The organism is Alicyclobacillus herbarius DSM 13609 (genome assembly GCF_000430585.1).
Taxonomy (GTDB): domain Bacteria; phylum Bacillota; class Bacilli; order Alicyclobacillales; family Alicyclobacillaceae; genus Alicyclobacillus_G; species Alicyclobacillus_G herbarius.
This window is the reverse complement of sequence record NZ_AUMH01000011.1, coordinates 111,108-134,658: the sequence shown is the minus strand read 5'-3', so window position 1 is coordinate 134,658 and position 23,551 is coordinate 111,108. Positions and strand designations below refer to the sequence as shown.

Below are 23,551 nucleotides of genomic sequence, written 5' to 3'. Positions count from 1 at the left end.
CTTGAAGAAGACGAGGTAGATCGGTCCGGCGTGGAAGCGTGGTGACGCGTGGAGCGGACGGATACGAATCGGTCGAGGGCTTCACCAGGTGGTCGGTGGCAGGAGAGAGGACTTCGCTATGTCGGTGTCAAGGTGAGAAGGTGTCTGGTGACGATGGCGGAGGGGACCCACGCGTACCCATACCGAACACGACCGTTAAGCCCTCCAGCGCCGATGATACTTGGAGCGGGAGCTCCTGGGAAAGTAGGACGTTGCCAGGCGAGGGAAGGACACCGAAAGAAAGCACCCTGAGGTGAGCAGGACTCATCTCGGGGTGCTTTTACATAACAAATCCAACTTTTACATAGCTACTCCAAAAGCATGTCCTTCAACTTACGAGAGCATTTTTTGCCCTTTCGATGCGGGACAGTCGATGAGGGGGCCGAACATGATTGAGCTTCGGATCGAAAAACAGGATGCCGGAAAAAAGGCACACCGGTATCTGCGTCAACTGCTTCCTGGAGTACCCCTCTCCGGAATTCACAAGATGCTGCGCACCGGGCGGGTAAAGCGGGCAGGAAAACGGGTGAAGGCGGACGACGTGTTGATGACCGGCGACATATTGCACTTATATATGGCCGATGACGACTTTGCACGCGTCCGCAAATCACCGCGAAAGTTTGTCGGGGTGAACGCTCGTGTGAATGTTCGATACGAAGACGAGCGCATGCTGGTGGTTGCCAAACCGGCGGGGCTACTCGTACATGGAGCGGAGAAGGAGTACAAGGACACACTCGTCAATCGCGTCGCTGCCTATTTATATCATGCGCAATCCACGGCTAACATGCCGACGGCGGCTCGGGTCTTCACCCCTGCACCGGTTCATCGCTTGGACAGAAATACCAGCGGTTTAGTGGTTTTTGCTAAGACGGCGGACGCTGCACGCGCCTTATCGGCACAAATTGCAGGGCACGAGGTGACGAAACGCTATTGGGCGATTGTTGTCGGCGAGATGGCGAAATCCGGTGTAATTCGCGCTCGGATTCAGAGAAATCAGGAGACCAATGTCACGCTTGTCGGGAAAGAGGGAAAGCCCGCGGAGACCCACTATCAACCACTGATGACCAGCTCCGGAACGACCTTGGTTCAAGTAAATCTGATCAGTGGACGAACGCATCAGATTCGTGCCCACTTAAGCCACATCGGCCACCCGTTGTTGGGTGATGCCAAATATGGTGCCCCCCGGTCCAAGGACGATCCGCACTACTGGCTGCACGCTGGGGAATTGGTGTTCCCCAATGGATTACGTATCACAGCGCCCTTACCGGATGCGTTTGAGCAGCGGTTGTCGGCCCTCGGGTATGATAAGGATACTGTGCAGCGATTAGCGCCGTGATCCCTCTCCCATCCAGCCGACGCATCCGCCGACCGGTCGTGGGTCGCGTTAAGCTATCGTAAAAACCTTACGCATGCGACAAACGGTTTCGAATGGCATCGGGGACACGAACGGGTTGACGCGTGGCGGGATCGACCGTGACTAAGACAAACTCCGCTTCTACCACCTGCTGTTCGTTCTGGTTGACGATTTCTTGTTTCATCACGAAGCTGGTATTGCCAACCCGGACGAGGTTGGTCCGAACTCGCAGGCGGTCATTCTGTCTTGCCTCGAGACGATAATCTGCGCAGACACGAACGACGACCGTGACGAATCCCATGTCGCGAAGCGTTTCATAGTCAAGCCCCATTTGTTCGTACCAATCTTCTCGGCCCCATTCCAGATACTCCAAGAACTTTGCGTTGTTCACGTGGCCGTTTACGTCGATCTCGGTCGAACGAACGACAATCTCAATCTCATTTTGCCACTGCATCGGCGATTCTTCCTTTCTGCTGTGCTGTTCGCACGGTCTTACCCAGCATACCATACCGAATAGTTTGTGCCCATCCGGGCACGGTATAGGGCAGACAGTGTTATCCTTCGCAAGATGCATGATCGTACGGAAGGTGGGGAAGGATGATGCGGCTTCACTGGCTGCGCCTTGGTGTATGGATGTGCCTGGGCGCGCTAGGTGCCCAATTGGGGCAAGGCCTAGTTGAGTCTCGAGCGGAGGCGGCTTCTGGCACAACGATTCGTGCCAACGTGTCCGCGAACGATTCACTTCATCGTCAACAATCCCTACGTCCCATCTATGAACGCGCCGGTGAGCGGTATGATCTGTCCTGGGCACTCTTAGCCGCGATTGACCGGTACGCCGAGTTGGTGAAGAGCCGGGCGGACAAACAAGAAAAGCCATGGTATGGTTTCTCCTTTGCGAATGCAGCATGGGCAGGTCTAGATAATCCAGATCGTGAGGATGTCAATCCGGTAACGATTGCCCTCTTTCGTGGGATAGGCGTGGATGCTAATGGCGACAGACTGGCTCTGCCATGGGAAGCTGAGGACAGGGTCTATGCGTTGGCGCGCTGGTTGGACGAACAAAGTGGGGAAGAGGACGTGGAAGCGGCGGTCTGGGACTTGTTTCAAGACCCGTTGGCTATGGATCGGATATTTGCTTTTCAGCGTGTCTTCGAGAAATTTGGTTTATATCCCAGAGGCCATTGTTTTCCGGTCGATAAACGGTACAACTATACGGTCAAACACACCTTTGGCGCGGGCCGCAGCTATGGAGGACGGCGCATTCACGAGGGCGTCGACATCTTTGCCGGCTATGGCACCCCCGTTTTGGCGTGCAGCTATGGTTATGTGGAACTCATGGGGTGGAACCGATTTGGAGGATGGCGCATCGGTATCCGGGATACCAACAATATGTACTACTATTATGCGCATTTATCCAGCTTCGCTAAGGGGCTCAAACGGGGCGATCTCGTTCGGCCTGGGCAAGTCATCGGTTACGTCGGGAGTAGTGGATACGGACCGCCGGGTACGAGTGGGAAGTTCCCTGCTCATTTACACTTTGGGATTTACAGTGACACTGGACGGGGGGAATGGGCGTTTAGTCCCTCTGGAATCCTGTCTGTCTGGGAACGCCAACCACAGCACATTTGGCGTCAGCCTGTTGAATGAGTCCTGACAGGCGTCCGTCGTACGGCTTGAATCGATTCGATTCGACAACTACAATGAAGTTGCAATCGGCCCTAGTCCTACAAGGCTTGTTGCAGGACTTGCAAGGCCGCGTATAGCTTTTCGGACTGCTCTTTTGCAGCACGTTCTTTGATCACCAGCGCGCGCAGATACTCCTCAAAACCAGGTGTATCCTCGTTTAGAATGTGGTCCAGCATTTCCCGACAGGCGGCCTGAGATTGACTCATTTCCCGAGCTATACCCATCTTGCGTGAGTCCCAACCCGCCGTGGAGAGTTGCACGATCTCGGCTGCCTGGGCTGGCATATCAGTATTCGATGGCATATGGCGTGCCCCCATTTCATGGAACACCACGCCGCTAGTTTACGCCTCATCCACGCTTTCATGCGTGATTTGGGTTGCCATTTGGAGGAGCGTACGTATGGAGGCCAAACCGGTTCGATTGTCCCGCACCATCTTAACCGATCTCATTCTCCCACCGGATACGAATAACCTTGGCACCATGTTCGGGGGGCGAGTCATGGCTTACATTGACAAGGTGGCCAGTGTGGCTGCCATGCGTCACTCTCGCCGCCCAGTCGTGACGGCGTCCAGTGACAGTCTGGATTTTTTAGAACCCATTAAGGTTGGCGAGGCTATTTTGATTGAGGCGTTTGTCACGTGGGCACACCGTACATCCATGGAGGTCCACGTGAAGGTGGAATCAGAAAACCTGCTGACGGGTGAAATCAAGCTGACCGCAACATCGTTTTTGACTTTCGTTGCCCTGGGACCGGACGGCAAACCGGCGCCTGTCCCACCGGTGGTGCCGGAAACAGATGAGGAAAAGTGGTTCTACAAGACGGCCCCTGAGCGTTACGAAGCCCGGAAAAAGCGCAAAATGCATCGTGAACAGATCTTGGAGGCGGATTCAGGGGTATGAGCGAATCGTTGGTAGAGGTTTGGCGTGGTCCGCTGGTGGAATCGCGGCACCGAGGTGACGTTGTGGTGGTCGATGACACAGGGCAGGTGGTTTACGCTTGCGGCAATCCAGACCACATTACGTTTGCCCGCTCGACGGCCAAACCGTTGCAAGTGGTTCCTTTGTTGGAGACGGGGGCTGCAGAGGCGTTCGCACTCACCGATGAGGAAATTGCCCTGTGTTCGGCTTCCCATAGTGGGGAGCCAAGCCACGTGGGCGTGGTTCGAGGGTTGCTGGCCCGGGCCGGGATTCCTGAGACGTGCCTGCAGTGCGGAGTCCATCCGCCTTATCATACCCCCACGTATGAACAAGTGTTGCGATCCGGTGAATCTCTGAATCCACTCTATAACAATTGTTCCGGCAAACACGCCGGCATGCTTGTCCTGGCCAAGCACCTTGGGGCTGATTTCGATACATATCTCCATCCGGATCATCCGGTGCAAAGAAAAGTCAAAGAGGTCGTGGCGGACCTGACGGAGGTGGAGGCGAATCAGATTGCCATTGGCATCGACGGATGCGGAGTACCGGTCTTTGGCCTGCCGCTGAAGAATTTGGCCCTCGCGTATGCCAAGCTGGCGCGACCGGACAAGCTGTCCCGGACGCGCGCGGCCGCTTTGCGGAGAATCCGAGACGCCATGATGAGCTATCCTCACCACGTGGGCGGATCGGAGCGGTTTTGTACGGAGTTGATGGCAGTCGCACCCGGGGAAATCGTGGCCAAGGTGGGTGCGGAGGGCGTCTACTCTGTGGGTTTACCCAAGCTGGGGCTTGGCATGGCGGTAAAAATCGAGGATGGAAACGCCCGCGCCGCTTATCCAACCGTCGTTGAGGCGCTGAGTCAGATGCAGGCCCTCGCGCCGACCGTTCTCTCGAAATTGGAGGCGTTTTGGCATCCCGTGTTAAAGAATCATCGGGGGATTGTGGTCGGTCGCATCGTTCCGGACTTTCGTTTGGAGACGTATTCAGGATGACCCAGAATGGAACCCGAAGCCGATGGTCCGGCCGATTGGATACATGGGAAGCGTGGTTGGCGGTCTGGGTACCGAGAATTCTCATGTTCTTTCCGGTGGTTGATTACGGACTGCGTTTGGCTCCCATCACCCCGTTGGGGATGGTGTGGGACAAGTGTGCCTTGCTGGCGCTTGGTTGGGTGGCCGTGCGGCGTCATCGCAGGGGCCTGCGGCCGCCGCGGCAAGCGTGGTGGTTCCAGGCCGTCTGGTTTCTCGTCTTTGTTATCGCCAGGGCAGCCAGTGGGGCCTCCGATTTCAATGTAGCCCTCGCTGGTACCGGGTTTTACATCTATTATCTACTCTTCGCCTTTGTGCTGCCCTACGCTGTAAAACCCGCAGAGGTGCCGCGTTTGTTGCACCTCTTGGCCGGTACCGCTGTGCTGATTGGGCTCCACGCCGTGTATCAATACGTGATTGCGGTTCCGATTCCGGCCGATTGGACAGACCTTAGCCAGCACGTGCGCACGCGGGTCTTCTCCGTTCTGCGCAGTCCGAATGAGCTTGGGTCCTATATGGCTTTGATGACACCACTTTTGGCCGGGATGGCCATTGGCGAAAAGGGGCCTTGGCGCAGAGCGTTTTACGGTGGCGGCTCCATCGTCTGCGCGATCGCGATGATTTTGACGTTCACCCGGGGCGCCTGGGTGGGACTGGCTGGGGGCTTGCTCCTGAGTGCCCTGCTGTTTGAACGCCGATTACTCATCCCACTCCTCGGTTTAGGGGCAATTGGGTTTTTGGCTCCCGGGGTGCACAGCCGTGTTCAGGCATTATTTACCCAGGTCTATTGGATGAAGTCTGCAGACAGCGGGCGGATCGCCAAGTGGCTGTCCGCGTTTGATCACATGTCGACCAATCCTCTCTTGGGTGTTGGCGTCGGGCATTACGGCGGAGCGGTTGCGACGGCACACCACTTCTCCATGTATTCGGATAACTTTTATGCTAAGACGCTTGGGGAAGTGGGCATCGTCGGTCTCATCTTGTTTTTCGCGATGCACCTCAGCCTGCTTGTCGATTTGATTCTGACCGTGCGTCGAGCGGATTTCCCGGCTCGATACGTATTTCTCGGCGCGACGACCGGGATTCTCGCGGTGTTGATTCATAACGGCATGGAAAACGTGTTTGAATATGCGCCGATGGCCATGTCGTATTTCACCATTGCCACTCTGACGATGATTGCAGGGTCCACAGTGAGGGAGGGACAATATGCGTCCAGCGCAGGGAAGGATGTGCCCGCCCAGGAACGTACCCCGATTCATTCCTAATCTGCTATCCCTCTGTGGGTGGTTAGCTTGGGGTGTGTCCATCAACCTCTTGGATGTATGGTTGGTTCGTCCGTTGGTGGACGATCTCGCCTTCCTCGGCGTAGTGTTCGTCTTGCTTCTGATGCTGTGCGGGTTGTTCAGTGTCCCGCCGCAGCGTCGGCGGCGCTGGGTCGTCTACAGCCTGTTTTCCCTCTGTATGTGTCAAGGACTTGCGGCCACAACGGAACTTCCCACGTTTCCGCGCGTCCTTGCGGCAGCGCTGTGCGTGCTGGTCCTCGCGGTCCTTGGCCGGCTTGTGGGGCGCCTTTCCATACCCCTGCTGCTTGTCTCGGGACTCGTCTTGGCAGCAGCGAACGCTTGGCTACCTGAAAGTCTGTGGCCTTTGCTGACCCATTTTCGGGTGCTTGCGACTTCCAAGCTGCCCGTCGATACGGGAAATTACCCGGTCTTGCCCTTGGCCGTCGTACAGACCCGGGACGGGAAGGCCGTGGTGACCGTCACTCAGTGGCCGAATCCGACGTCTAAATCGGAATCACTCGCCGCGAGTCGAGCCATCCGCCAGGGTAAGGTTCCGCCAGGGCACCTGACCTATCAGTATCTGCAATTGGTCGAAGACCACGGGCAGATTGTCGAGAAACTGGCAACCCCGCAAGCGTTGGCGCAAATGCCTTTTTCGGATCTAATGGGCGCTTTCGCGCCGTTTGACCGCAGCGCATGGGCGGTCGTCGATGGCCGGGTACTGCAGTACACAGTTCGAACAGAGACGTCGGATGAGGCCGTGGCCCGTGCTTTGAGCCCCGCCCAATATTCGTCTGCGCTCGCTGACTTAGCGGCTGTGGCCGATCAAGCTCAGTGGCAGGATTGGCAACAGGCCCTGCGCCGCGTAGGTGAACGGCCGACTCCGGGATGGTACGTCCAAAATGGGGACTTGGTGGGGACCTATCATGGGCGGGCGATTCGTGTCCATGTCGATGGGGAGCTTGTCGTCGGTACCGGTTCCTTCACTCGCGAGCACGCGCATCAGGTTTTGGTAGCCGGGAGCAACCAGCTACAAGTGGTCTCGGTGGATGAGGGGCATGGCCGGGTGGTCGCTAGTGTACGAGGGCCGGTGGCCAATCCCATCGGCGGAGCCATCGAGATCGGCCCGGTCGGCACGAGCCATCGGGATGCGGTTTTCGTCAACGCGAGCCCTGCGTATATTCTGTATTTCACCCCCGACGGACGAGCGAAGCGCCTGTATACTGCTCCCAACGAGAATCTCCAGTTCTTGGGGAGCCTCCGTTTCCCGGGGGAGCAATACCCGGAAATTCTCGCGAATGACCGTAGTTGGCTGCGCTCGTCCAACACGACGTACTTGACGTCATACACGTATCGGGACGGGCAGTTGTATCGGAACTGGCGTATCTTTATCAGCGGCATGGCCAACGTGCGCTCCGTGCGGTTCACCGCTGGCGGGCCGGACTGTCTGGTGGCCGCGTTGGCAGGGCAGAGCCGATACGTGGTTCTGGTGCGTCATGACCTTCCCGTCCAACCCCTGCTGGTCGGCGTGTGGGTGTTGGTGCTCGCGGGGTGTTGGGTCTATCGCTGGCGACAAAGGGGGCGTAGTGCTTGAACTCGAGTCTGTTTCGACTGCGTGAATGGCGCGGGTGGGTCGCACTCGGAGTGTTGGCATGCCTGTTCCTTCCCGGCTGCACGCCATCCGCCGACTCGAATCAGGTTCAATCGATACAAGCCGTGCGCGTGACATCCCCGAATCGAGCATGGAACGCGTTGAAGCAGGCGGCCGCGAAAGACGCCAAGGTGCAATCTTACAACGTGAAGATTTACGTGCATGCTCTGCACCCGACCAGCTCCGGGGATTTGACCGTCCATGGGAGTGTCGGCACCAACCAAGACGCGATTTTTCAGATCCGTGTGGGGCGTGAATCGTACCAGGTGTATCAGACTCGTGATCGTGGGTACTATGAATATGGCGGCGTTTGGCAAGCGTGGAAACACCCCCTGACCCTGCGTTGGTTCAACGATTATGAATCGCTCTTGCGCTGGGCCGAGCAGCATCATTGTTCTTTACAACGGCGCCCACAAAAGTTTGTTGGCGGCGAATTCTGTACGGTGTATCAGGTTTGGATTCCGGCCAAGCTTGGCGATCCGCCCGGTCCTTGGCGGTCCTTGGGACGGCCCGTGGGTGATGCGTTGTATACGTTCGCCGTGGGCAACCGCGACGGTGCTCTGTATCAAGTGACGACTACGCAGTCCCTTGCGACAACGAGTGGACTCACGACTCTAACCACAGATGCCATTTTCTCCGACCTGGGTGCAGGTATTCAGGTAGAGCCCCCGTCCGGGTTTTCAGAGCGTAGGTAGGGATCGAACAGATGCAGCCATGGGGGATTTGCGAGACGTCAGGGAATGACGTATAATAGTCTTACGTTAACTTCAAATCGCTGAGTTCCATCTCGGAAGCGGAGGACCCAATCGTTTGGGGTGAATCGCGTATGCGAGGGGAAACCTACTCCCTAACCCGTCAGCTAACTCCGTAAGCGTGTAGGGTGCCGGCCCGAGTGGGCAGGCGAGCATTCCTTTTCATCGGAACTCGCGATTTCATTTCCGTGAAATCGGGAGGGACTTGTCATGATGAAACAGCCGGAATTGCCAGAGATGATTCGTGATCTCGAGATTGTGAAATCGCTCAACCGGATTTCCATGCCTCCGTTGGACGAAGGTGTCGATGCGGAATCGGTGGATGCGATGGAGGACGAGGGTCCGCTGTCGTTATCCTAAGACAGGTAAAGATGACCATACACATGTTGCGGACGGCGCCCACTTGGGCGCCGTTGTTTGTAGTATGCCCGGTGTCGTCTAGGGCCAGCGGGCTTGTACGAGTGGATGATGGCCGCTCACTGTGATTGCACAATTGAGATCGTTTATGTTAAACTGGTGCGCGTGACTACGTGGTCCTCTGCCAGCATTCTGGTACGAACACTGATGGGAAGGAGGCCGTGTCGATGGATTTGGTGCGTGCCATTACGCAGGAGCAGCTGCGTTCCGATATTCCGGATTTTCGTCCTGGCGATACACTGCGGGTTCATGTCCGTGTTCGTGAAGGACAACGTGAACGGATTCAGGTGTTCGAAGGCGTTGTCATCCGGCGTCGGGGCGGGGGCATTAGTGAAACGTACACGGTCCGGAAGATTTCATACGGAGTCGGCGTAGAGCGGACGTTTCCTTTGCATTCGCCGAACATCGAGAAGATTGAGGTTATGCGGCGAGGTCGCGTGCGCCGTGCCAAGCTGTACTATTTACGCGGGCGTTCGGGCAAGGCGGCGCGAATCAAAGAGATTCGCACCAACGCATAACGGCCATTCGAGTCGCAGGCAGCGACTTGCACCAAACCTACGGAAGCGGGGGACCGTTGCGTCTCCCGCTTTTCATTTCGCAGCCCCTCCTGACGATACGGATTACCTCGAAAGGGAGGGCTACAGGAGGATATTATGCGGTCGATCAACTGGTTTCCCGGTCATATGGCGAAGGCCCGCCGCGAGATGACGGAGAGTTTGCGGCGGGTGGACGCGGTCATCGAACTGGTCGACGCCCGCCTCCCGGTGTCCAGCGCGAACCCGATGCTGGCGGAAATGGCGGGCGTCAAACCACGTGTGCTGGTGATGACCCGCACCGACTTGGCGGACGAATCTGTGACGACAGCCTGGATTCGCCACTTCCACCGTACAGGGCGTGAGGTCCTCGGTGTAGACGCGCGGAGCGGACGCGGGATTGACCAAATTCAGCCTGCCTTGGAGCAGGCTGTGGCGGCGAAGCGGGCACGCGACTTGCGTAGAGGGATCCGGCCACGCGCGGTGAAGGCGATGGTGGTCGGGATTCCGAATGTGGGAAAATCTTCGCTTATCAATCGATTGGCTGGCAAGGCCGCCACGGCGATTGGGGACCGACCGGGCATCACCAAGATTCAACAGTGGATCCGTCTGTCAGGGTTGGAGTTGCTCGACACCCCCGGCGTGCTCTGGCCGAAGCTGGACGATCCGCACGCGGCCGCGCGTTTGGCGTTAAGTGGGGCCATCAAAGCGCAGGTTTTGGACGTCCAGGAACTGGCCGCCTACTTTCTCATCTGGGCCGGCGCGCACTATCCAGCGCAACTCCGTGAGCGCTACGGTCTCGAGTTGGACCCAGGCGCCCTGAAAGAAGCGAATCCGTTGGAGGATATGGCCCTTGCTGGAGGGTGGCTGGAGCAGATTGCCGTAAAGCGGGGATTGATTCGGCGTGGTGGGATTCCCGACACGGAGCGGGCGTCTGAGCTGGTGCTGCGCGAGTTGCAGACCGGGAAATTGGGACGCATCAGTCTCGAGTGGCCCGATACATGAAAGGCGTCCGCACAGAAGGATGGCCCGTGCGAAACCAGGGTGTGCGAGTCGAGCGGCTGTGCGTTTCCATCGAATGCACGATTCTCCACTTTGGTCTCGTCAGAACCGTCTCTTCCCGTTACACTAGAGCTAAGGATGGAGGTGGTCGACGTTGACGCAATCCTGCCGCGTCGAATCGGACGGATCGGCACGCTGTCGGCGCCTTTGGGAGATGGAACGACGGTATGTTGGCGACGCCTGGCACGACGGAATGACGATAGTGGGCGTGGATGAGGCTGGTCGAGGGTGTTTGGCGGGACCGGTCGTCGCAGCGGCGGTGGTGCTCGGAAAGCCCGTCCACACCTGGGTAGGGATTGATGATTCGAAATGCCTCACTCGCCGGCGCCGCGAGCAACTCTGTGACTGGATTCGTGAGCAGGCACGAGCGGTCGGCGTGGGGTGGGCCAGCGTCGAAGAAATCGACAACTTGAACATCCTGCACGCGTCGCGGCTGGCGATGACGCGGGCGGTGCAGTGCCTGCCGGTTCAACCCGATGTCACTCTCGTCGATGGCCCGTATGCGCCGTTGGAGGCGCCGCCAGAGTGGCACTGTCAGCCCGTCATCGATGGAGACGCGCAATGCCTTTCGATTGCAGCCGCTTCCATCGTCGCGAAGGTGGTTCGGGATCGGTTTATGGCCGAGTTGGCGAATACATATCCGGAGTTTGGTTTTGACCGCAACGCGGGCTATGGGACGCGCGAACATCGGCAGGCACTGGCACGATTTGGCCCGACGCCATATCATCGCCGGTCCTTTGCCCCGGTTGCCCGGCACCTGCAAATGAGGTTGGCGCTGGATGGATGACCTCCGCATCTCCTCGTCCTCGTTGCCTGCGCCAGCCGCCCCTGTACCATCCAGTGGGGGACAAGCGGTCGGCTCGAGCAAAGACCTGCGACAAGGAGCCCCCGCCACCCTCAACCACGCTGCACGAGTAACCGCGGACGAGGTCATCCTGAACGAGCGCCCGGCCGACGGATTGGAGCTCTTGCTGCCGCTGTCGATACTCGAACACCCGCGCCTGCGGACGGCCGAATGGGGATGGCGGCGACTGCTGGCTGAACAATGGGTGGAGCGTCTGCCAACCGGCTCGATGTCGCCTCCAGAGGCCGGGAACCCGGTGGCTGGCCGTGATGACCCAGACATGCACGGAATCATTCAACAGTGGTGGCGGATGCTTGAGGGATTGGCGACCGCCGCGTCCAAGCTGCGCCTGGGGGTGGGAATCGACCCGACGCGCGCTTTGACCGACGCCACGCCCACCTCAGCGGCTTCTTCCGGCCAAGCGTCGCCAGGTCAAGGGACATCCGCACACCTGCTCCCATTTGAGCGCATTCACTCCGCTCTAGGCATGGCCCGTTTGCCAACCGAGCTGCAGGCAGCTATTCTGCTCGACCGCCTGCAGGCGAGCGTGCAAACGCCACTCGGTCCGATTGTCGGCAGTGGATTATGCCACTTCCCAGGCGACCGAGATGCTGGGGTGGCGATTCGTTGGCAAGCGGAAAGGTGGACGCAGACCGCTACGAACGGTGAGCCGGTGCACCGCTTGCGGATTACCTTCACACTGTTCGGTGAGGGGTATGAAGTCGTCCTGTTAGCATCCGCGTCCAACCTGTCCGTCCACATTGGCTGCGAGCGGACTGCCACTTGTGAGCGCCTGAAAGCCAATCTGGACCGATTGAAAGACGGATTGGGGCGTCTGGGGTGGGGCGTCGACCGTCTGACCGTGGTGGAATTGTCTGATGCCCCATAACGGAAAGGGGAGATGGACGTGAAGCGCAAGGCGGTTGCGCTCCGTTATGATCGAGCGCGTGACCTGGCTCCACGTGTGGTGGCCAAAGGCCGCGAGGCGGTGGCAGAAGCCATCATTCGCACGGCGCAGGAACACCGTGTTTCGGTCGTCGAACAGCCGGAGTTGGTCGATGCATTGCTGCAGTTGGAGGTCGACGAGGTCATTCCGGAATCGCTTTATCAGGCGGTGGCGGAGGTGCTGGCCTTTGTTTATCAGACTCGACAACCGGCGTCAGACCGGGAGATGGGGTGAACAATTCGCCGTCGAATACTTAACTCGGTCCTTGGGCTGGGCCGTGCTGGAACAAAACTGGCGCGCTCCCATCGGGGAGATTGACATTATCGCGGAGTCTAGAGGGGAGCTCGTCCTGGTTGAAGTGCGCACTCGCCGTAGCCCCGGTTTCGGCACGGCCGTCGATTCAGTTGGCATCCGCAAACAACGACGTTTATACCTCCTGGCCCGTTGGTTGGTGAGTACGCCCGCGTATGCACGATTTCGCGACAGCGTCCGGATCGATGTGATTGGACTTCAATATGATGGAGGTCGTTTCACGCGGATTGAACACATCCGGTCGGTGGGGATAGATGCGATGTAAACAAGGTTCCCCATAAACCGCAAGGGGGGCGTCTAAAGGGGCGTGTGCCCCTCTATACTCCAGGCGCGCCTACAGCCAGTGGTCCACATTTCCATGCAACAGGAGCGCTTCTTCGATGTGGACGCGTTCTACCGTTTGCCTCCCTTCCAGAAGACTGATGCTGCGGGCCACGCGAATGACCGCCTGTTCAGCGCGCATCGACAATTGTAGTCGGTTGGACGCGTGCTGCAGAAACTGCGCCGCGGCTTGAGAAAAATCCTGCGGGTGGCCCGTTGAAGACGGTGACGGCTTGCGCTGCAGAAGCTGCTCTCTCATCTCGGCGAGTCGGTCTCGGGGTGGGAAGACAAATGTGTCGCTAGCCGCGAGCGAGTGGGAGGGCGCCACCGGCACAATGAGGTCGATCCGGTCCAACAATGGGCCGCTCAGCCGCGACCAGTAGCGTTTGACTTCCATATCGGTACAGCGACACTCCGAAAATCCGCGTTGTCCGCAGGGACAAGGGTTCAGTGTCCCGAGTAGCTGAAAGTTGGCCGGCAGGTCACGGGTCTGCCCGGCTCGGACAAGGCGAACACGGTGGTGGACGAGCGGTTCCCGCAAGGTGTCGAGAACGGATCGACGGAACTCTAACAACTCGTCCAAAATGAGTACTCCGTGATGCGCGAGTGTGACCTCGCCTGGGGTGAGTGGATGCCCACCTCCGATTAACCCGGCCCCGGTTACGGTATGGTGCGGCATCCGCACCGGCGGCACGTGGGATGGACGGGTCTGCAGCCCAGCGGCCTGTTGGATGGCGAACACCTCAAGAGCCAGGTCGTCGGGTAGAGCCGGCAGCAAAGTGACAAACCGTTCGGCCAGCATGGTCTTTCCACTGCCAGGCGGCCCGACCAGCAGGGTGTGGTGCCTACCGATAGCGGCCACGGTCAGCGCGCGCTTCACACTGGCCAAACCGTGGACGTCCGCCATGGATGGCAGGGATACCGCGTCCACGAACGGAGAGGCGTTTTGGGTCACGCGTGCGTGCAGGCTGCCCTGACGGAGATCTGCACAAAGTTGGGAGAGGGTTGGATAGGAGAACCACTGGATGCCTGGAACGGGAATACAATCGCGCGTCGCCTCGGCCGCCACGACAATGTCGCGGATGCCGGATGCACGCAACCCAAGCGCCAGGTTCACGATACCCGGCACGGCCAGCAGGTCACCGGACAACCCCATCTCGGCACAAAACCCGAGCGGTCGATGGAACCCGGGGATTTGCCCGCTCGCCCGCAAAATCCCGATGGCGATGGCCAGGTCCAGACCAGCCCCGCGTTTTTTTACACTGGCCGGCGACAGGTTGACGGTGATGCGTTGATTCGGGACTTCAAATCCAGAGTTGCGCAGGGCTGAGCGGATGCGCAGTTTCGATTCACGTACGGCCGAGTCGGGGAGACCGACAATGGAAAACTGCGGCAGCCCCCGTCCAACATCCACCTCTACGCGCACCACGTTGGCTTCCAGCCCGTCCAAGACCGCTCCAACTGCCAATCCAAGCAACGTTATTTCCTCCCTCGTTCGTTTCCTGTATCCTCTCAGTTCAGGATCAAGGGGTTCAGCGCATAGTCTTTTATACCGCGCATTGAAAGGTTTGGCGATAATGTCTTGGAGATGTTGTCTTAATATTGCAGAATTGCGGTCTTCCATGTACGATCAGAACAAGAGTGAATGCGGGGAGCGGGGGAAGACAACGTGCAGAACTTCAACGAAAAGACGCAGCGGGCGAGCCAGAAACGTGGACCGTCAGAAAGAGGACGCGTAGTGGACTTACGCGCCTTTCGCCGGAGAAAACGCCTGCGCAGCTTATGCGGGCCGTTGACCTGGCGGCGATACATCCTGTCTGGATTAGTGAAAGTCCTCTTGGCGGCTGCCGTGGCCTTTGCCATTGCTTCGTGCTTGCCGTTGGCGGCTCGCCCGCAGATGATTGCCTGCACCTGGCTTTTGGCCATCATTGGCGCAGGATGTGGTCTAGCGCTGCACGTTCTACGCGATCGCCAGGCGCAACGATTGCTCTTAGGTTTTGTGGTATGTATGGCGGTATCGTTTGCCTCGGCAATCTTTTTAGTTCGTTCATCGTGAAGATTCACAAACCGTTTGTCAACAGGACTTATTGTTATCGTATATCGCCAGCCCAGGGGCTTGTCCTGGGCTGGTTGATTTGTAAATGGAGTACGACTGATTTATCCTAGTAAGAGGTTGTCCGAAAAGGGGGTCAGAACTCCCCTGCGCATTGCTTCGTCGGCGCCCAAAATGCTCCCTCACGTACCAACCCATGTACGCTCGGTTCGCATTTTGGGCTTGCTTCCTCGCACTGCTTGGGTCTTACCTGACCCCTTTTCGAACATCTCTTATAAGAGGTTGTCCCTAATGGCCAAAGGGGAGTATGGAGGTCCACGTCATCTCGGCGTGGGAGGAAAGGAGTCGGCGCATGAACATTCACGAATACCAGGCGAAGTCTGTGCTCGCGCAGTACGGCGTCGCGGTGCCGCAAGGCTATGTGGCATTTACCGTGGAGGAAGCGGTAAAGCACGCCGAAACACTTGGTGGGAAAGCGGTTGTTAAGGCGCAGATTCACGCAGGTGGCCGCGGTAAGGCCGGCGGGGTCAAGGTTTCGAAATCCCTGGCGGAAGTCGAAGCCAACGCTCGCGAACTGCTCGGAAAAACGCTGGTGACTCATCAAACCGGACCCCAAGGGAAAGTCGTCAAGCGCCTGTTGATTGAACAGCTCTCTAACATCCAAAAGGAATACTACATAGGTTTGGTCGTGGACCGCGCCAGTGGCAGAGTTGTGATGATGGCCTCGGCCGAAGGTGGCATGGAGATTGAAGAAGTGGCGGCGAAGACGCCGGAAAGGATCTTCAAGGAAACCATCGATCCGGCCGTGGGTCTTTTGCCGTTCCAGGCCCGCAATCTGGCCTTTGCGATTCAAATCCCGGACGCCCTGGTCAATAAGGCGGTCAAATTCATGACTGGGCTGTACGCGTGTTTCGTCGACAAGGACTGCTCCGTCGCGGAAATCAATCCGCTTGTGGTGACGGCGGAAGGGGATGTGATGGCCCTAGACGCCAAATTAAACTTCGATGACAACGCGCTGTATCGCCATCCTGAAATCCTTGAACTGCGTGATCTCGATGAAGAAGACCCGAAAGAGATTGAGGCTTCGAAGTTCGGACTCAACTACATCGCCCTAGATGGCAACATCGGCTGCATGGTAAACGGGGCCGGCCTGGCCATGGCGACGATGGATACCATCAAGTACTACGGCGGGGAGCCAGCCAACTTCTTGGATATCGGCGGTGGTGCGAACGAACAGAAGGTCACCGAGGCGTTCAAGATCATTCTGTCCGATCCGAAGGTCAAAGGAATCCTGGTTAACATTTTTGGGGGCATCCAGCAGTGTGACGTGGTTGCCAACGGCGTGGTCGCGGCGGCACGCCAGATTGGCTTGGACAAGCCGTTGGTCGTGCGACTGGAGGGCACCAATGTTGAAAAAGGCAAGGAAATCCTGAACCAGTCCGGATTGAATATCGTCGCGGCCGATTCGCTGGCGGACGCCGCCCAGCGCATCGTCGCCTTGGTATAGGGGGATTTACGATGAGCATTTTGGTCGGCAAAGAAACGCGGGTCATCACCCAGGGCATCACGGGGAGACAGGGCCTTTTCCATACCAAACAAGCGATTGAATATGGAACGAAGATTGTCGGGGGTACGACGCCCGGCAAAGGCGGCACGACCGTGGAAGGCGTCCCGGTGTTCAACACCGTCCGGGAGGCTGTGGAAAAGACGGGCGCCAACGCGTCGGTCATCTACGTGCCGCCGGCGTTTGCGGCGGACGCCATCATGGAAGCGGTGGACGCGGAACTCGACTTGGTCATCTGCATCACGGAGGGCATTCCGGTCCTGGACATGGTGAAGGTGAAACGGTTCATGGAGGGCCGTCATACGCGCCTGATTGGACCTAACTGTCCCGGCGTGATTACGCCAGGGGCTTGCAAAATCGGTATCATGCCCGGCTATATTCATACTCCCGGTAAAGTGGGCGTCGTGTCGCGCAGCGGTACCTTGACGTACGAGGCGGTTTACCAGTTGACGGTTCGCGGCATTGGGCAGTCGACGGCCGTTGGCATCGGTGGCGATCCGGTCAAGGGGACCGAGTTTATCGACGTGTTGAAGATGTTCAACGAAGACCCGGATACCGAAGCGGTCATCATGATTGGTGAAATCGGGGGTACGGCCGAGGAACAGGCAGCCGAATGGATTCGCGATAACATGACGAAACCGGTCGTCGGCTTTATCGCCGGTGCCACCGCGCCTCCGGGACGCCGCATGGGCCATGCGGGGGCCATCATTTCCGGTGGCAGCGGTACGGCGGCCTCGAAAATAAAGAAGTTGGAGGAGTGCGGCATCCGTGTGGCGCCGACCCCGTCCGATATGGGGGCAACGATGGAACAGTACCTGAAGGAACGGGGCCTCTTGGAGGTTTGCCAGACGGCCAAATAACGCGTTGGTCCTTAGACCTGAAGGCCAGTGCAGGACGAAACAGAAAATTATCAAGCATGACTGAGGTCCCAGTCTGATTGCGGCTCTGGTGTGATACCAGAGCCGCTTCGCTTGTGCAGATGGGTTCTTTTCGTGCATGTTCCTTTTCGCTGTGCAAACGCCTGGGCGCGTCCGTTCTCTCCACGTGGTTACCGTTTTCTTTCAACGTTTATCGACAGCCAGATTCCGATTCGGGAGAATGGTAGGCACAGACTTTCCCGATATAAGTGGGGCGATACGATGCACGATGAACAACGGGCCTTGACCATCGCGCTTGCGATGTGCCCGGGGGTGGAGCGGGGCACCCTCATTCGCCTAGTGGAGGGGATGCACGGCGCTGCATGCGTTTGGCATGCGGATCGCGAGGAGTGGCTTAAGGTCGCTCGGTTACGGCCGGAGACGATGGCGAGGCTGGATAGGTGGCGGCAAAAGGCTAACCCCGTCCAGCTGGAGGCGTGGCTGCGCGAGCAAGGAGTGGCATGTCTCGTGCGCGGCGCCTCTGACTATCCACCGGCGCTGCTCGATTTGCCTACCCCACCTCTGGTCTTGTTTGCTTGTGGCAACCTGGAGGCGCTGGAGAAACCGGTCATCGGGGTTGTGGGCACGCGCCGTGCCTCCACCTATGGGCTGGAGGCGGCCCGCTGGGTGGGCCAGGTGGTTGCAGAAGCCGGTTTCACCGTGTTGTCGGGCATGGCCCTTGGCATTGATGGTGCGGCTCAGGAAGCCGCCTTGGCAGCCGGGGGCTGGACCGTCGCCGTACAAGCCTGTGGCAATGATATCTGTTATCCTCCCTCCCACCGCGCCCTCTACGCCCAGATTCGCAAAAACGGACTCCTCTTGAGCGAGTATCCCCTGGGCACTCCCATCGCTCGCCATCGTTTTCCAGAACGCAACCGGATTCTGGCCGCGCTCTCCAAAGCGTTGGTTGTCATTCAAGCCGGAGACAAAAGTGGGGCGCTCGGAACCGCCGATATGGCGCTCGAATTGGGGCGGGAGGTCTACGCCGCACCCGGCCCCATCACTTCCTTGCACTGCCGTGGTTCGAATCGGTTGCTGCAGGAAGGTGCGCGCTTAATGCTCGATCCGCACGATTTAGTCGTAGACCTGGGCGGCCTGGCACCCTCGTCTGGGACGTCGCGGTCGGGTCTGCCAGAGCGCTGGCTCCCCCTGTATGAGTCATCCCTTGTCGCCGCATCGGCCGACCAATTGGCCGCCCAGCTCGGGTGGCCTATCGGTAAAGTTTATACCGGATTACTGGAGCTGGAACTGGGTGGGTGGCTGGAACGCAGACCTGGTGGTGGGTATCGACCCGGCGCCGGTTTGCAATCAAAAAAGCGGTGATGCTATCATGGGTTGACACAGGTTTCTGAGAATGAATGGATTGGAATAGGTATAAGGTAAGCCTCTACCCGACCCGGGGAGCGTATTGGGAGAGACGGATTTGCCGAGCGGAGGCCTTGAAACGTGCGTTGCTGGCCGGGATTGAGGGGGAAACAGATTGGCAGATTATCTGGTCATTGTTGAATCGCCAGCAAAGGCGAAGACCATTGGGAAATATTTAGGAAAGCGGTACACGGTCAAGGCATCGATGGGCCATGTACGCGACCTGCCGAAAAGTCAGCTCGGGGTCGATGTCGAGCATGAGTTCGAGCCGAAATACATTACGATTCGCGGCAAGGGTGATGTCATCAAAGGACTGCGTGAGGCTGGAAAGAAGGCCAAGCGCATCTTTCTCGCGGCCGACCCGGACCGCGAAGGGGAAGCCATCGCGTGGCATTTGGCTCACTTGTTAAATGTCGATCCGTCGGATGCCTGCCGGGTTGTGTTTCACGAGATTACGAAGGATGCGGTGAAGGCGGCTTTCCAGCACCCGCGTCCGTTGGATTTGGATTTGGTAAAGGCGCAGCAGGCACGGCGAATCCTCGATCGCCTGGTGGGCTACCGGCTGAGTCCACTGCTGTGGAAAAAGGTCAAAAAAGGGCTGTCCGCCGGACGCGTGCAGTCGGTCGCGGTCCGATTGATTGTGGATCGAGAGCGGGAAATTCGCGCCTTCCAGCCGGAAGAGTATTGGACTGTGGACGCCACGTTCACAACTGATAAAGGGACGTTCACGGCGCGTTTTTATGGCTATGAAGAGGAGAAGACGCCCCTCCCGAACCGTGAGGCAGTCGATGAGTTGCTGCGGGCGGTTGAAGACGAGACGTTTGTCGTTCAGTCGGTGAAGAAGGCGGAGCGGCGTCGGAACCCCAGTCCGCCGTTTACAACTAGCAGTCTCCAGCAAGAGGCGGCGCGGAAATTGGGGTTTCGTGCTTATAAGACGATGTCCGTGGCCCAGCAGCTGTACGAAGGCCTGGATATCGGGGACGGGGGTACGGTGGGTCTAATCACGTACATGCGAACCGATTCTACCCGCATTGCGGAGTCCGCTCAGGCTGAAGCGCGTGAATACCTGCGGCAGCGGTTTGGTGCTGAATATGTCCCAGACACGCCGCGCCAGTACGCGACAAAAGGAGGCGCGCAAGACGCCCATGAGGCGATTCGCCCCACCTCCGCCTTGCGAGAACCGGATTCGCTGAAACCATTTCTCTCGCGAGACCAGTATCGACTATACAAGTTGATCTGGGAGCGTTTTATGGCCAGTCAAATGGCCTCCGCGCTGCTCGACACGACGACTGTGGAGATTCGGGCCGGAAAGGCGCACTTCCGTGCCACCGGCTCCATTCTGCGCTTTCCCGGGTTTATGGCGGTGTACACCGAAAGCCGCGATGACGGGGGTGGAGATGAAGAACAGACCCGTCTGCTGCCGCCGCTGGAAGCGAACCAGCGACTGGATGCGCCGCGGTTGCAGCCGGAACAGCACTTCACACAGCCGCCGCCGCGTTACTCTGAGTCGAGCCTCGTAAAGGCGATGGAGGAACTGGGCATTGGCAGGCCGAGCACCTATGCCCCGACCATCGACACCATTCTCAAGCGGGGGTACGTCGTTCTCGACCAGAAACGGTTTTACCCCACGGAGCTTGGGGAAATTGTGGTGGACCTTTTGCTCCAGTACTTCCATGAGCTGATTGACGTGGACTTTACGGCCAATTTAGAGAAGGAACTGGACTTGGTGGAAGAAGGAAAAATTGATTGGGTCAAACTGCTCAGCGAATTTTACGCCTCGTTTGAGGCGCATTTGAAGCAAGCAGAAGACCTTTTGGGGCAAGTGGAACTTACCGACGAAGAGTCCGATGTCGTCTGTGAAAAGTGCGGGCGTAAGATGGTCTACAAGCATGGGCGATATGGGAAGTTTCTGGCTTGTCCAGGCTTTCCCGAGTGCAGAAACACCAAGCCGATTGTCAAGGAAGTGGGCGTGAATTGTCCACAGTGCGGTAAGCCGCTGGTGGAACGTCGGGGCAAGCGCCGTGTGTTCTACGGCTGCAGTGGGTATCCAGAATGCGAATATGTGTTATGGAACCGCCCTACCGGGGCCATGTGTCCGGTCTGTTCTCATCCAATGGTGGAAAAGCGGGTGAAGGGCGAAGCGGTGGTTGTTTGCAGCAACGAAGCGGCACACCCGGATGCGGGTGAGTTGGTGGCAGAAGAACGGCCCAATCCGCTTGAAACCTCGCCGGGGGCTCGAAGATAGGGAGGTTGATGGCAATGGATGTAACGGTAATCGGAGCCGGCTTGGCAGGTTCGGAGGCCGCATGGCAAGCGGCACGCCAGGGGGCATCGGTGACCCTTTACGAAATGCGGCCAACGGTTAAGACGCCGGCCCATCACACCTCTTGGTTTGCGGAATTGGTATGCACGAACTCGCTGCGTTCGAACGTGTTGACCAATGCTGTAGGACTCCTCAAGGAGGAAATGCGGCGTTTGGACTCCTTGATTTTGCGCTGCGCGGATGCCCACGCCGTACCAGCCGGCAGTGCGTTGGCTGTGGACCGCGAAGGGTTTTCCCAGGCCGTGACGGAGGCGCTGGAACGTCATCCGCGCATTACCGTGCGTCGGGAAGAAGTCAAGGAGATTCCCGCAGAGGGGATTGTCATCGTGGCGACCGGCCCTCTAACTTCGCCCGATTTGTCTCAGTCTATCGAGCGGTTTGTCGGCAGACGGTATCTCTATTTTTATGACGCCGCCTCGCCTATCGTGACGACAGAGTCCATCAACATGGAGAAGGTATACGCTGCGTCCCGCTATGGCAAAGGGGAAGCGGCGTATCTCAACTGCCCGTTTACGGAGACGGAGTTCCACGCCTTTTACGAAGCGTTGGTGAACGCGGAAACGGCCCCTTTGCACGATTTTGAAGAAGAGAAGTATTTTGAAGGGTGCATGCCGATTGAGGTGATGGCGCGCCGTGGTTGGAAAACCCTGTTGTTCGGACCGATGAAGCCGGTGGGCTTGGAAGACCCAAGGACGGGTCGGCGCCCGTATGCGGTGGTGCAGCTCCGGCAGGACAATGCGGCCGGCAGCCTATACAACATCGTAGGCTTTCAAACGCACCTGAAATGGGGCGAACAAAAACGGGTGTTCCGTATGATTCCAGGTCTGGAAAACGCGGAGTTCGTCCGCTATGGGGTAATGCACCGCAACACGTACATCAACAGCCCGAGCATTTTGTTGCCCACCTATCAGACCCGCACGCGCCCGGACCTCTTCTTTGCTGGGCAAATGACGGGTGTGGAAGGGTATGTGGAATCGGCAGCCGCCGGCTTGGTGGCTGGCCTTAATGCGGGGCGCATGGCGATGAACAAAGACTTGATTGTCCCGCCCAGAGCCACCGCCATTGGCAGCTTGGCTCATTACATTACCGAAGCAGCGCCCGATAATTTCCAACCGATGAACGCTACGTTTGGGCTCTTTCCTCCGCTGTCGGAGCGGATCCGTGACAAACGGGAGCGGTATCAGAAGATGGCGGAACGGGCTTTGTCTGAATGGGACCAAGTGCTGCGCGGAATCGAGGTGTGAGCGGATGTCTGTCGTGTCTGCGCATGTCACCGCGTTTTTACAGCGGCTGCGAGATGAGCGGGGGGCCTCACCCCACACGGTGACCGCGTACAATCAGGACTTGACGGTTCTCTGTCGGTTCCTGTCGGAACGAGGAAAAGTGAGTCCGACCCAAGTGACGATGACGGATATTCGCGCCTTGTTGGCCCATGAAGTACGACGAGGACAGGCCAAGCGGACGCTTGCTCGGCGTTTATCGTGTTACCGGAGGTTCTTCGATTTTCTTTGCGGTGAAGGGGTGATGGCAGAGAATCCCGCGCGAGCGGTGCAGCTGCCTAAGCTGTCCAAACCGATTCCAGACTTTTACTATCAAGAAGAAGTGAAAGTGCTCCTCGAATCGATTTCCCAAGATGACCTCTGGTCCGCCCGGGATCGCGCACTGCTGGAATTGCTCTACGCGACCGGTGTGCGGGTTAGCGAATGTGTTGGGCTCAACATGGGGGATTTGGATTTGACCTCGGGCGTGGTGCGGGTTCTCGGCAAGGGCAATAAAGAACGGTATGTGATCATGGGGTCCTATGCGATACAGGCGATGCAAACGTATCTATCTCACCGTGAACCGGCGCTGGCTGCGGATTCACCGGTATTTATCAACCAACGCGGAACGAGGTTGTCAGACCGCAGTGTGCGCCGCATTCTCGACCGTCACATTGTGCGCGTCGGGCGTCTGCATCACATCAGTCCGCATGCCCTTCGGCACAGTTTTGCCACGCATATGTTGGATGGAGGCGCGGATTTGCGGGCGGTTCAGGAACTGTTGGGGCACGCCAGTTTGTCTTCAACCCAGATTTACACGCATACCACTCGTGATCGGTTGGCTCGCGTTTATGACCGAGCCCATCCGCGGGCGCGCCGTGCCGAGGCAACACAGTTGGAAGACGCGATGAAGGGGGAATAAAG

The 23,551-nt window shown here is 58.2% G+C and carries 24 protein-coding genes, 2 rRNA genes and 1 riboswitch; of the genes, 23 read left to right on the top strand and 3 right to left on the bottom strand.

Annotated features, from left to right (window positions below; genetic code table 11):
• From H522_RS0109455 to H522_RS0109445, 3 genes are all read left to right on the top strand, one after another.
• A 23S ribosomal RNA gene (locus H522_RS0109455) occupies positions 1–88 on the top strand; the annotation flags it as partial.
• Positions 89–143: 55 nt separating this feature from the next.
• Positions 144–260 (top strand): 5S ribosomal RNA (gene rrf / locus H522_RS0109450).
• 167 nt (positions 261–427) lie between these two features.
• Positions 428–1,375 carry an RluA family pseudouridine synthase gene (locus H522_RS0109445; RefSeq protein ID WP_026962124.1) on the top strand — a complete coding sequence of 316 codons (948 nt, stop codon included), beginning with the start codon at positions 428–430 and terminating at the stop codon, positions 1,373–1,375.
• Between the two features lie 67 nt (positions 1,376–1,442).
• On the opposite strand, the gene H522_RS0109440 is transcribed toward H522_RS0109445, so the two are convergent.
• Complete coding sequence (locus H522_RS0109440) at positions 1,443–1,847, bottom strand: YbgC/FadM family acyl-CoA thioesterase (RefSeq protein WP_026962123.1); 405 nt, start codon at positions 1,845–1,847, stop codon at positions 1,443–1,445.
• A 146-nt stretch (positions 1,848–1,993) separates the two neighbouring features.
• Between H522_RS0109440 and H522_RS0109435 the strand changes: the two genes are divergently transcribed.
• A complete protein-coding gene (locus tag H522_RS0109435; protein WP_026962122.1) occupies positions 1,994–3,040 on the top strand; it encodes a M23 family metallopeptidase in 1,047 nt (348 codons plus the stop codon).
• A gap of 77 nt (positions 3,041–3,117) precedes the next feature.
• Here H522_RS0109435 and H522_RS0109430 read toward each other — a convergent pair whose 3' ends face one another.
• Positions 3,118–3,381, bottom strand: a complete 264-nt coding sequence (locus tag H522_RS0109430) for a hypothetical protein (protein ID WP_026962121.1) — start codon at positions 3,379–3,381, stop codon at positions 3,118–3,120.
• 97 nt (positions 3,382–3,478) lie between these two features.
• Between H522_RS0109430 and H522_RS0109425 the strand changes: the two genes are divergently transcribed.
• From H522_RS0109425 to H522_RS0109370, 12 genes are all read left to right on the top strand, one after another.
• Entirely contained in the window at positions 3,479–3,979 is a 501-nt protein-coding gene (locus H522_RS0109425) for an acyl-CoA thioesterase (RefSeq protein WP_026962120.1), read from the top strand.
• Complete coding sequence (locus tag H522_RS0109420) at positions 3,976–4,989, top strand: asparaginase (protein ID WP_026962119.1); 1,014 nt, start codon at positions 3,976–3,978, stop codon at positions 4,987–4,989. Before H522_RS0109425 ends, H522_RS0109420 begins: the two co-directional genes overlap by 4 nt.
• Positions 4,986–6,290, top strand: a complete 1,305-nt coding sequence (locus tag H522_RS18615; RefSeq protein WP_051344111.1) for an O-antigen ligase family protein — start codon at positions 4,986–4,988, stop codon at positions 6,288–6,290. The genes H522_RS0109420 and H522_RS18615 overlap by 4 nt, the downstream gene beginning before the upstream one ends.
• A 34-nt stretch (positions 6,291–6,324) precedes the next feature.
• Positions 6,325–7,902: a hypothetical protein gene (locus H522_RS0109410; protein ID WP_026962118.1), complete on the top strand. Its 1,578-nt coding sequence runs from the start codon at positions 6,325–6,327 to the stop codon at positions 7,900–7,902.
• Positions 7,899–8,654 (top strand): hypothetical protein, encoded by a 756-nt coding sequence (locus H522_RS0109405; protein WP_026962117.1) that lies wholly within the window; start codon positions 7,899–7,901, stop codon positions 8,652–8,654. The genes H522_RS0109410 and H522_RS0109405 overlap by 4 nt, the downstream gene beginning before the upstream one ends.
• Before the next feature lie 68 nt (positions 8,655–8,722).
• Positions 8,723–8,847, top strand: a riboswitch (cyclic di-AMP (ydaO/yuaA leader).
• A 74-nt stretch (positions 8,848–8,921) separates the two neighbouring features.
• Positions 8,922–9,071, top strand: a complete 150-nt coding sequence (locus H522_RS21505) for a hypothetical protein (protein WP_155836313.1) — start codon at positions 8,922–8,924, stop codon at positions 9,069–9,071.
• A 224-nt stretch (positions 9,072–9,295) separates the two neighbouring features.
• Positions 9,296–9,646: a 50S ribosomal protein L19 gene (gene rplS, locus H522_RS0109395; protein WP_026962116.1), complete on the top strand. Its 351-nt coding sequence runs from the start codon at positions 9,296–9,298 to the stop codon at positions 9,644–9,646.
• 135 nt (positions 9,647–9,781) lie between these two features.
• Positions 9,782–10,666 (top strand): ribosome biogenesis GTPase YlqF, encoded by an 885-nt coding sequence (gene ylqF / locus H522_RS0109390; RefSeq protein WP_026962115.1) that lies wholly within the window; start codon positions 9,782–9,784, stop codon positions 10,664–10,666.
• A 151-nt stretch (positions 10,667–10,817) separates the two neighbouring features.
• Entirely contained in the window at positions 10,818–11,510 is a 693-nt protein-coding gene (locus H522_RS0109385) for a ribonuclease HII (RefSeq protein ID WP_211230671.1), read from the top strand.
• A complete protein-coding gene (gene fliK, locus H522_RS0109380; RefSeq protein ID WP_026962113.1) occupies positions 11,503–12,456 on the top strand; it encodes a flagellar hook-length control protein FliK in 954 nt (317 codons plus the stop codon). Before H522_RS0109385 ends, fliK begins: the two co-directional genes overlap by 8 nt.
• Before the next feature lie 12 nt (positions 12,457–12,468).
• Positions 12,469–12,747: an EscU/YscU/HrcU family type III secretion system export apparatus switch protein gene (locus H522_RS0109375; protein ID WP_026962112.1), complete on the top strand. Its 279-nt coding sequence runs from the start codon at positions 12,469–12,471 to the stop codon at positions 12,745–12,747.
• Complete coding sequence (locus tag H522_RS0109370; protein WP_026962111.1) at positions 12,701–13,090, top strand: YraN family protein; 390 nt, start codon at positions 12,701–12,703, stop codon at positions 13,088–13,090. Before H522_RS0109375 ends, H522_RS0109370 begins: the two co-directional genes overlap by 47 nt.
• Before the next feature lie 69 nt (positions 13,091–13,159).
• Here H522_RS0109370 and H522_RS0109365 read toward each other — a convergent pair whose 3' ends face one another.
• Entirely contained in the window at positions 13,160–14,623 is a 1,464-nt protein-coding gene (locus H522_RS0109365) for a YifB family Mg chelatase-like AAA ATPase (protein ID WP_026962110.1), read from the bottom strand.
• Positions 14,624–14,815: 192 nt separating this feature from the next.
• On the opposite strand from H522_RS0109365, the gene H522_RS18610 reads away from it, so the two are divergent.
• From H522_RS18610 to xerC, 7 genes are all read left to right on the top strand, one after another.
• The gene (locus tag H522_RS18610; RefSeq protein WP_035453284.1) at positions 14,816–15,202 is read left to right on the top strand and encodes a hypothetical protein; all 387 of its coding nucleotides are present in this window, start codon (positions 14,816–14,818) and stop codon (positions 15,200–15,202) included.
• 349 nt (positions 15,203–15,551) lie between these two features.
• Complete coding sequence (gene sucC / locus H522_RS0109355; RefSeq protein ID WP_026962109.1) at positions 15,552–16,706, top strand: ADP-forming succinate--CoA ligase subunit beta; 1,155 nt, start codon at positions 15,552–15,554, stop codon at positions 16,704–16,706.
• Positions 16,707–16,717: 11 nt separating this feature from the next.
• Positions 16,718–17,623 carry a succinate--CoA ligase subunit alpha gene (sucD, locus tag H522_RS0109350; RefSeq protein ID WP_026962108.1) on the top strand — a complete coding sequence of 302 codons (906 nt, stop codon included), beginning with the start codon at positions 16,718–16,720 and terminating at the stop codon, positions 17,621–17,623.
• A gap of 279 nt (positions 17,624–17,902) precedes the next feature.
• The gene (dprA, locus tag H522_RS18605) at positions 17,903–19,003 is read left to right on the top strand and encodes a DNA-processing protein DprA (RefSeq protein ID WP_035453282.1); all 1,101 of its coding nucleotides are present in this window, start codon (positions 17,903–17,905) and stop codon (positions 19,001–19,003) included.
• 157 nt (positions 19,004–19,160) lie between these two features.
• The gene (topA, locus tag H522_RS0109340) at positions 19,161–21,290 is read left to right on the top strand and encodes a type I DNA topoisomerase (RefSeq protein WP_026962107.1); all 2,130 of its coding nucleotides are present in this window, start codon (positions 19,161–19,163) and stop codon (positions 21,288–21,290) included.
• Between the two features lie 8 nt (positions 21,291–21,298).
• Positions 21,299–22,612: a methylenetetrahydrofolate--tRNA-(uracil(54)-C(5))-methyltransferase (FADH(2)-oxidizing) TrmFO gene (gene trmFO / locus H522_RS0109335; protein ID WP_026962106.1), complete on the top strand. Its 1,314-nt coding sequence runs from the start codon at positions 21,299–21,301 to the stop codon at positions 22,610–22,612.
• Positions 22,613–22,616: 4 nt separating this feature from the next.
• Complete coding sequence (gene xerC, locus H522_RS18600) at positions 22,617–23,549, top strand: tyrosine recombinase XerC (protein ID WP_081412019.1); 933 nt, start codon at positions 22,617–22,619, stop codon at positions 23,547–23,549.
• Positions 23,550–23,551 lie beyond the last annotated feature (2 nt).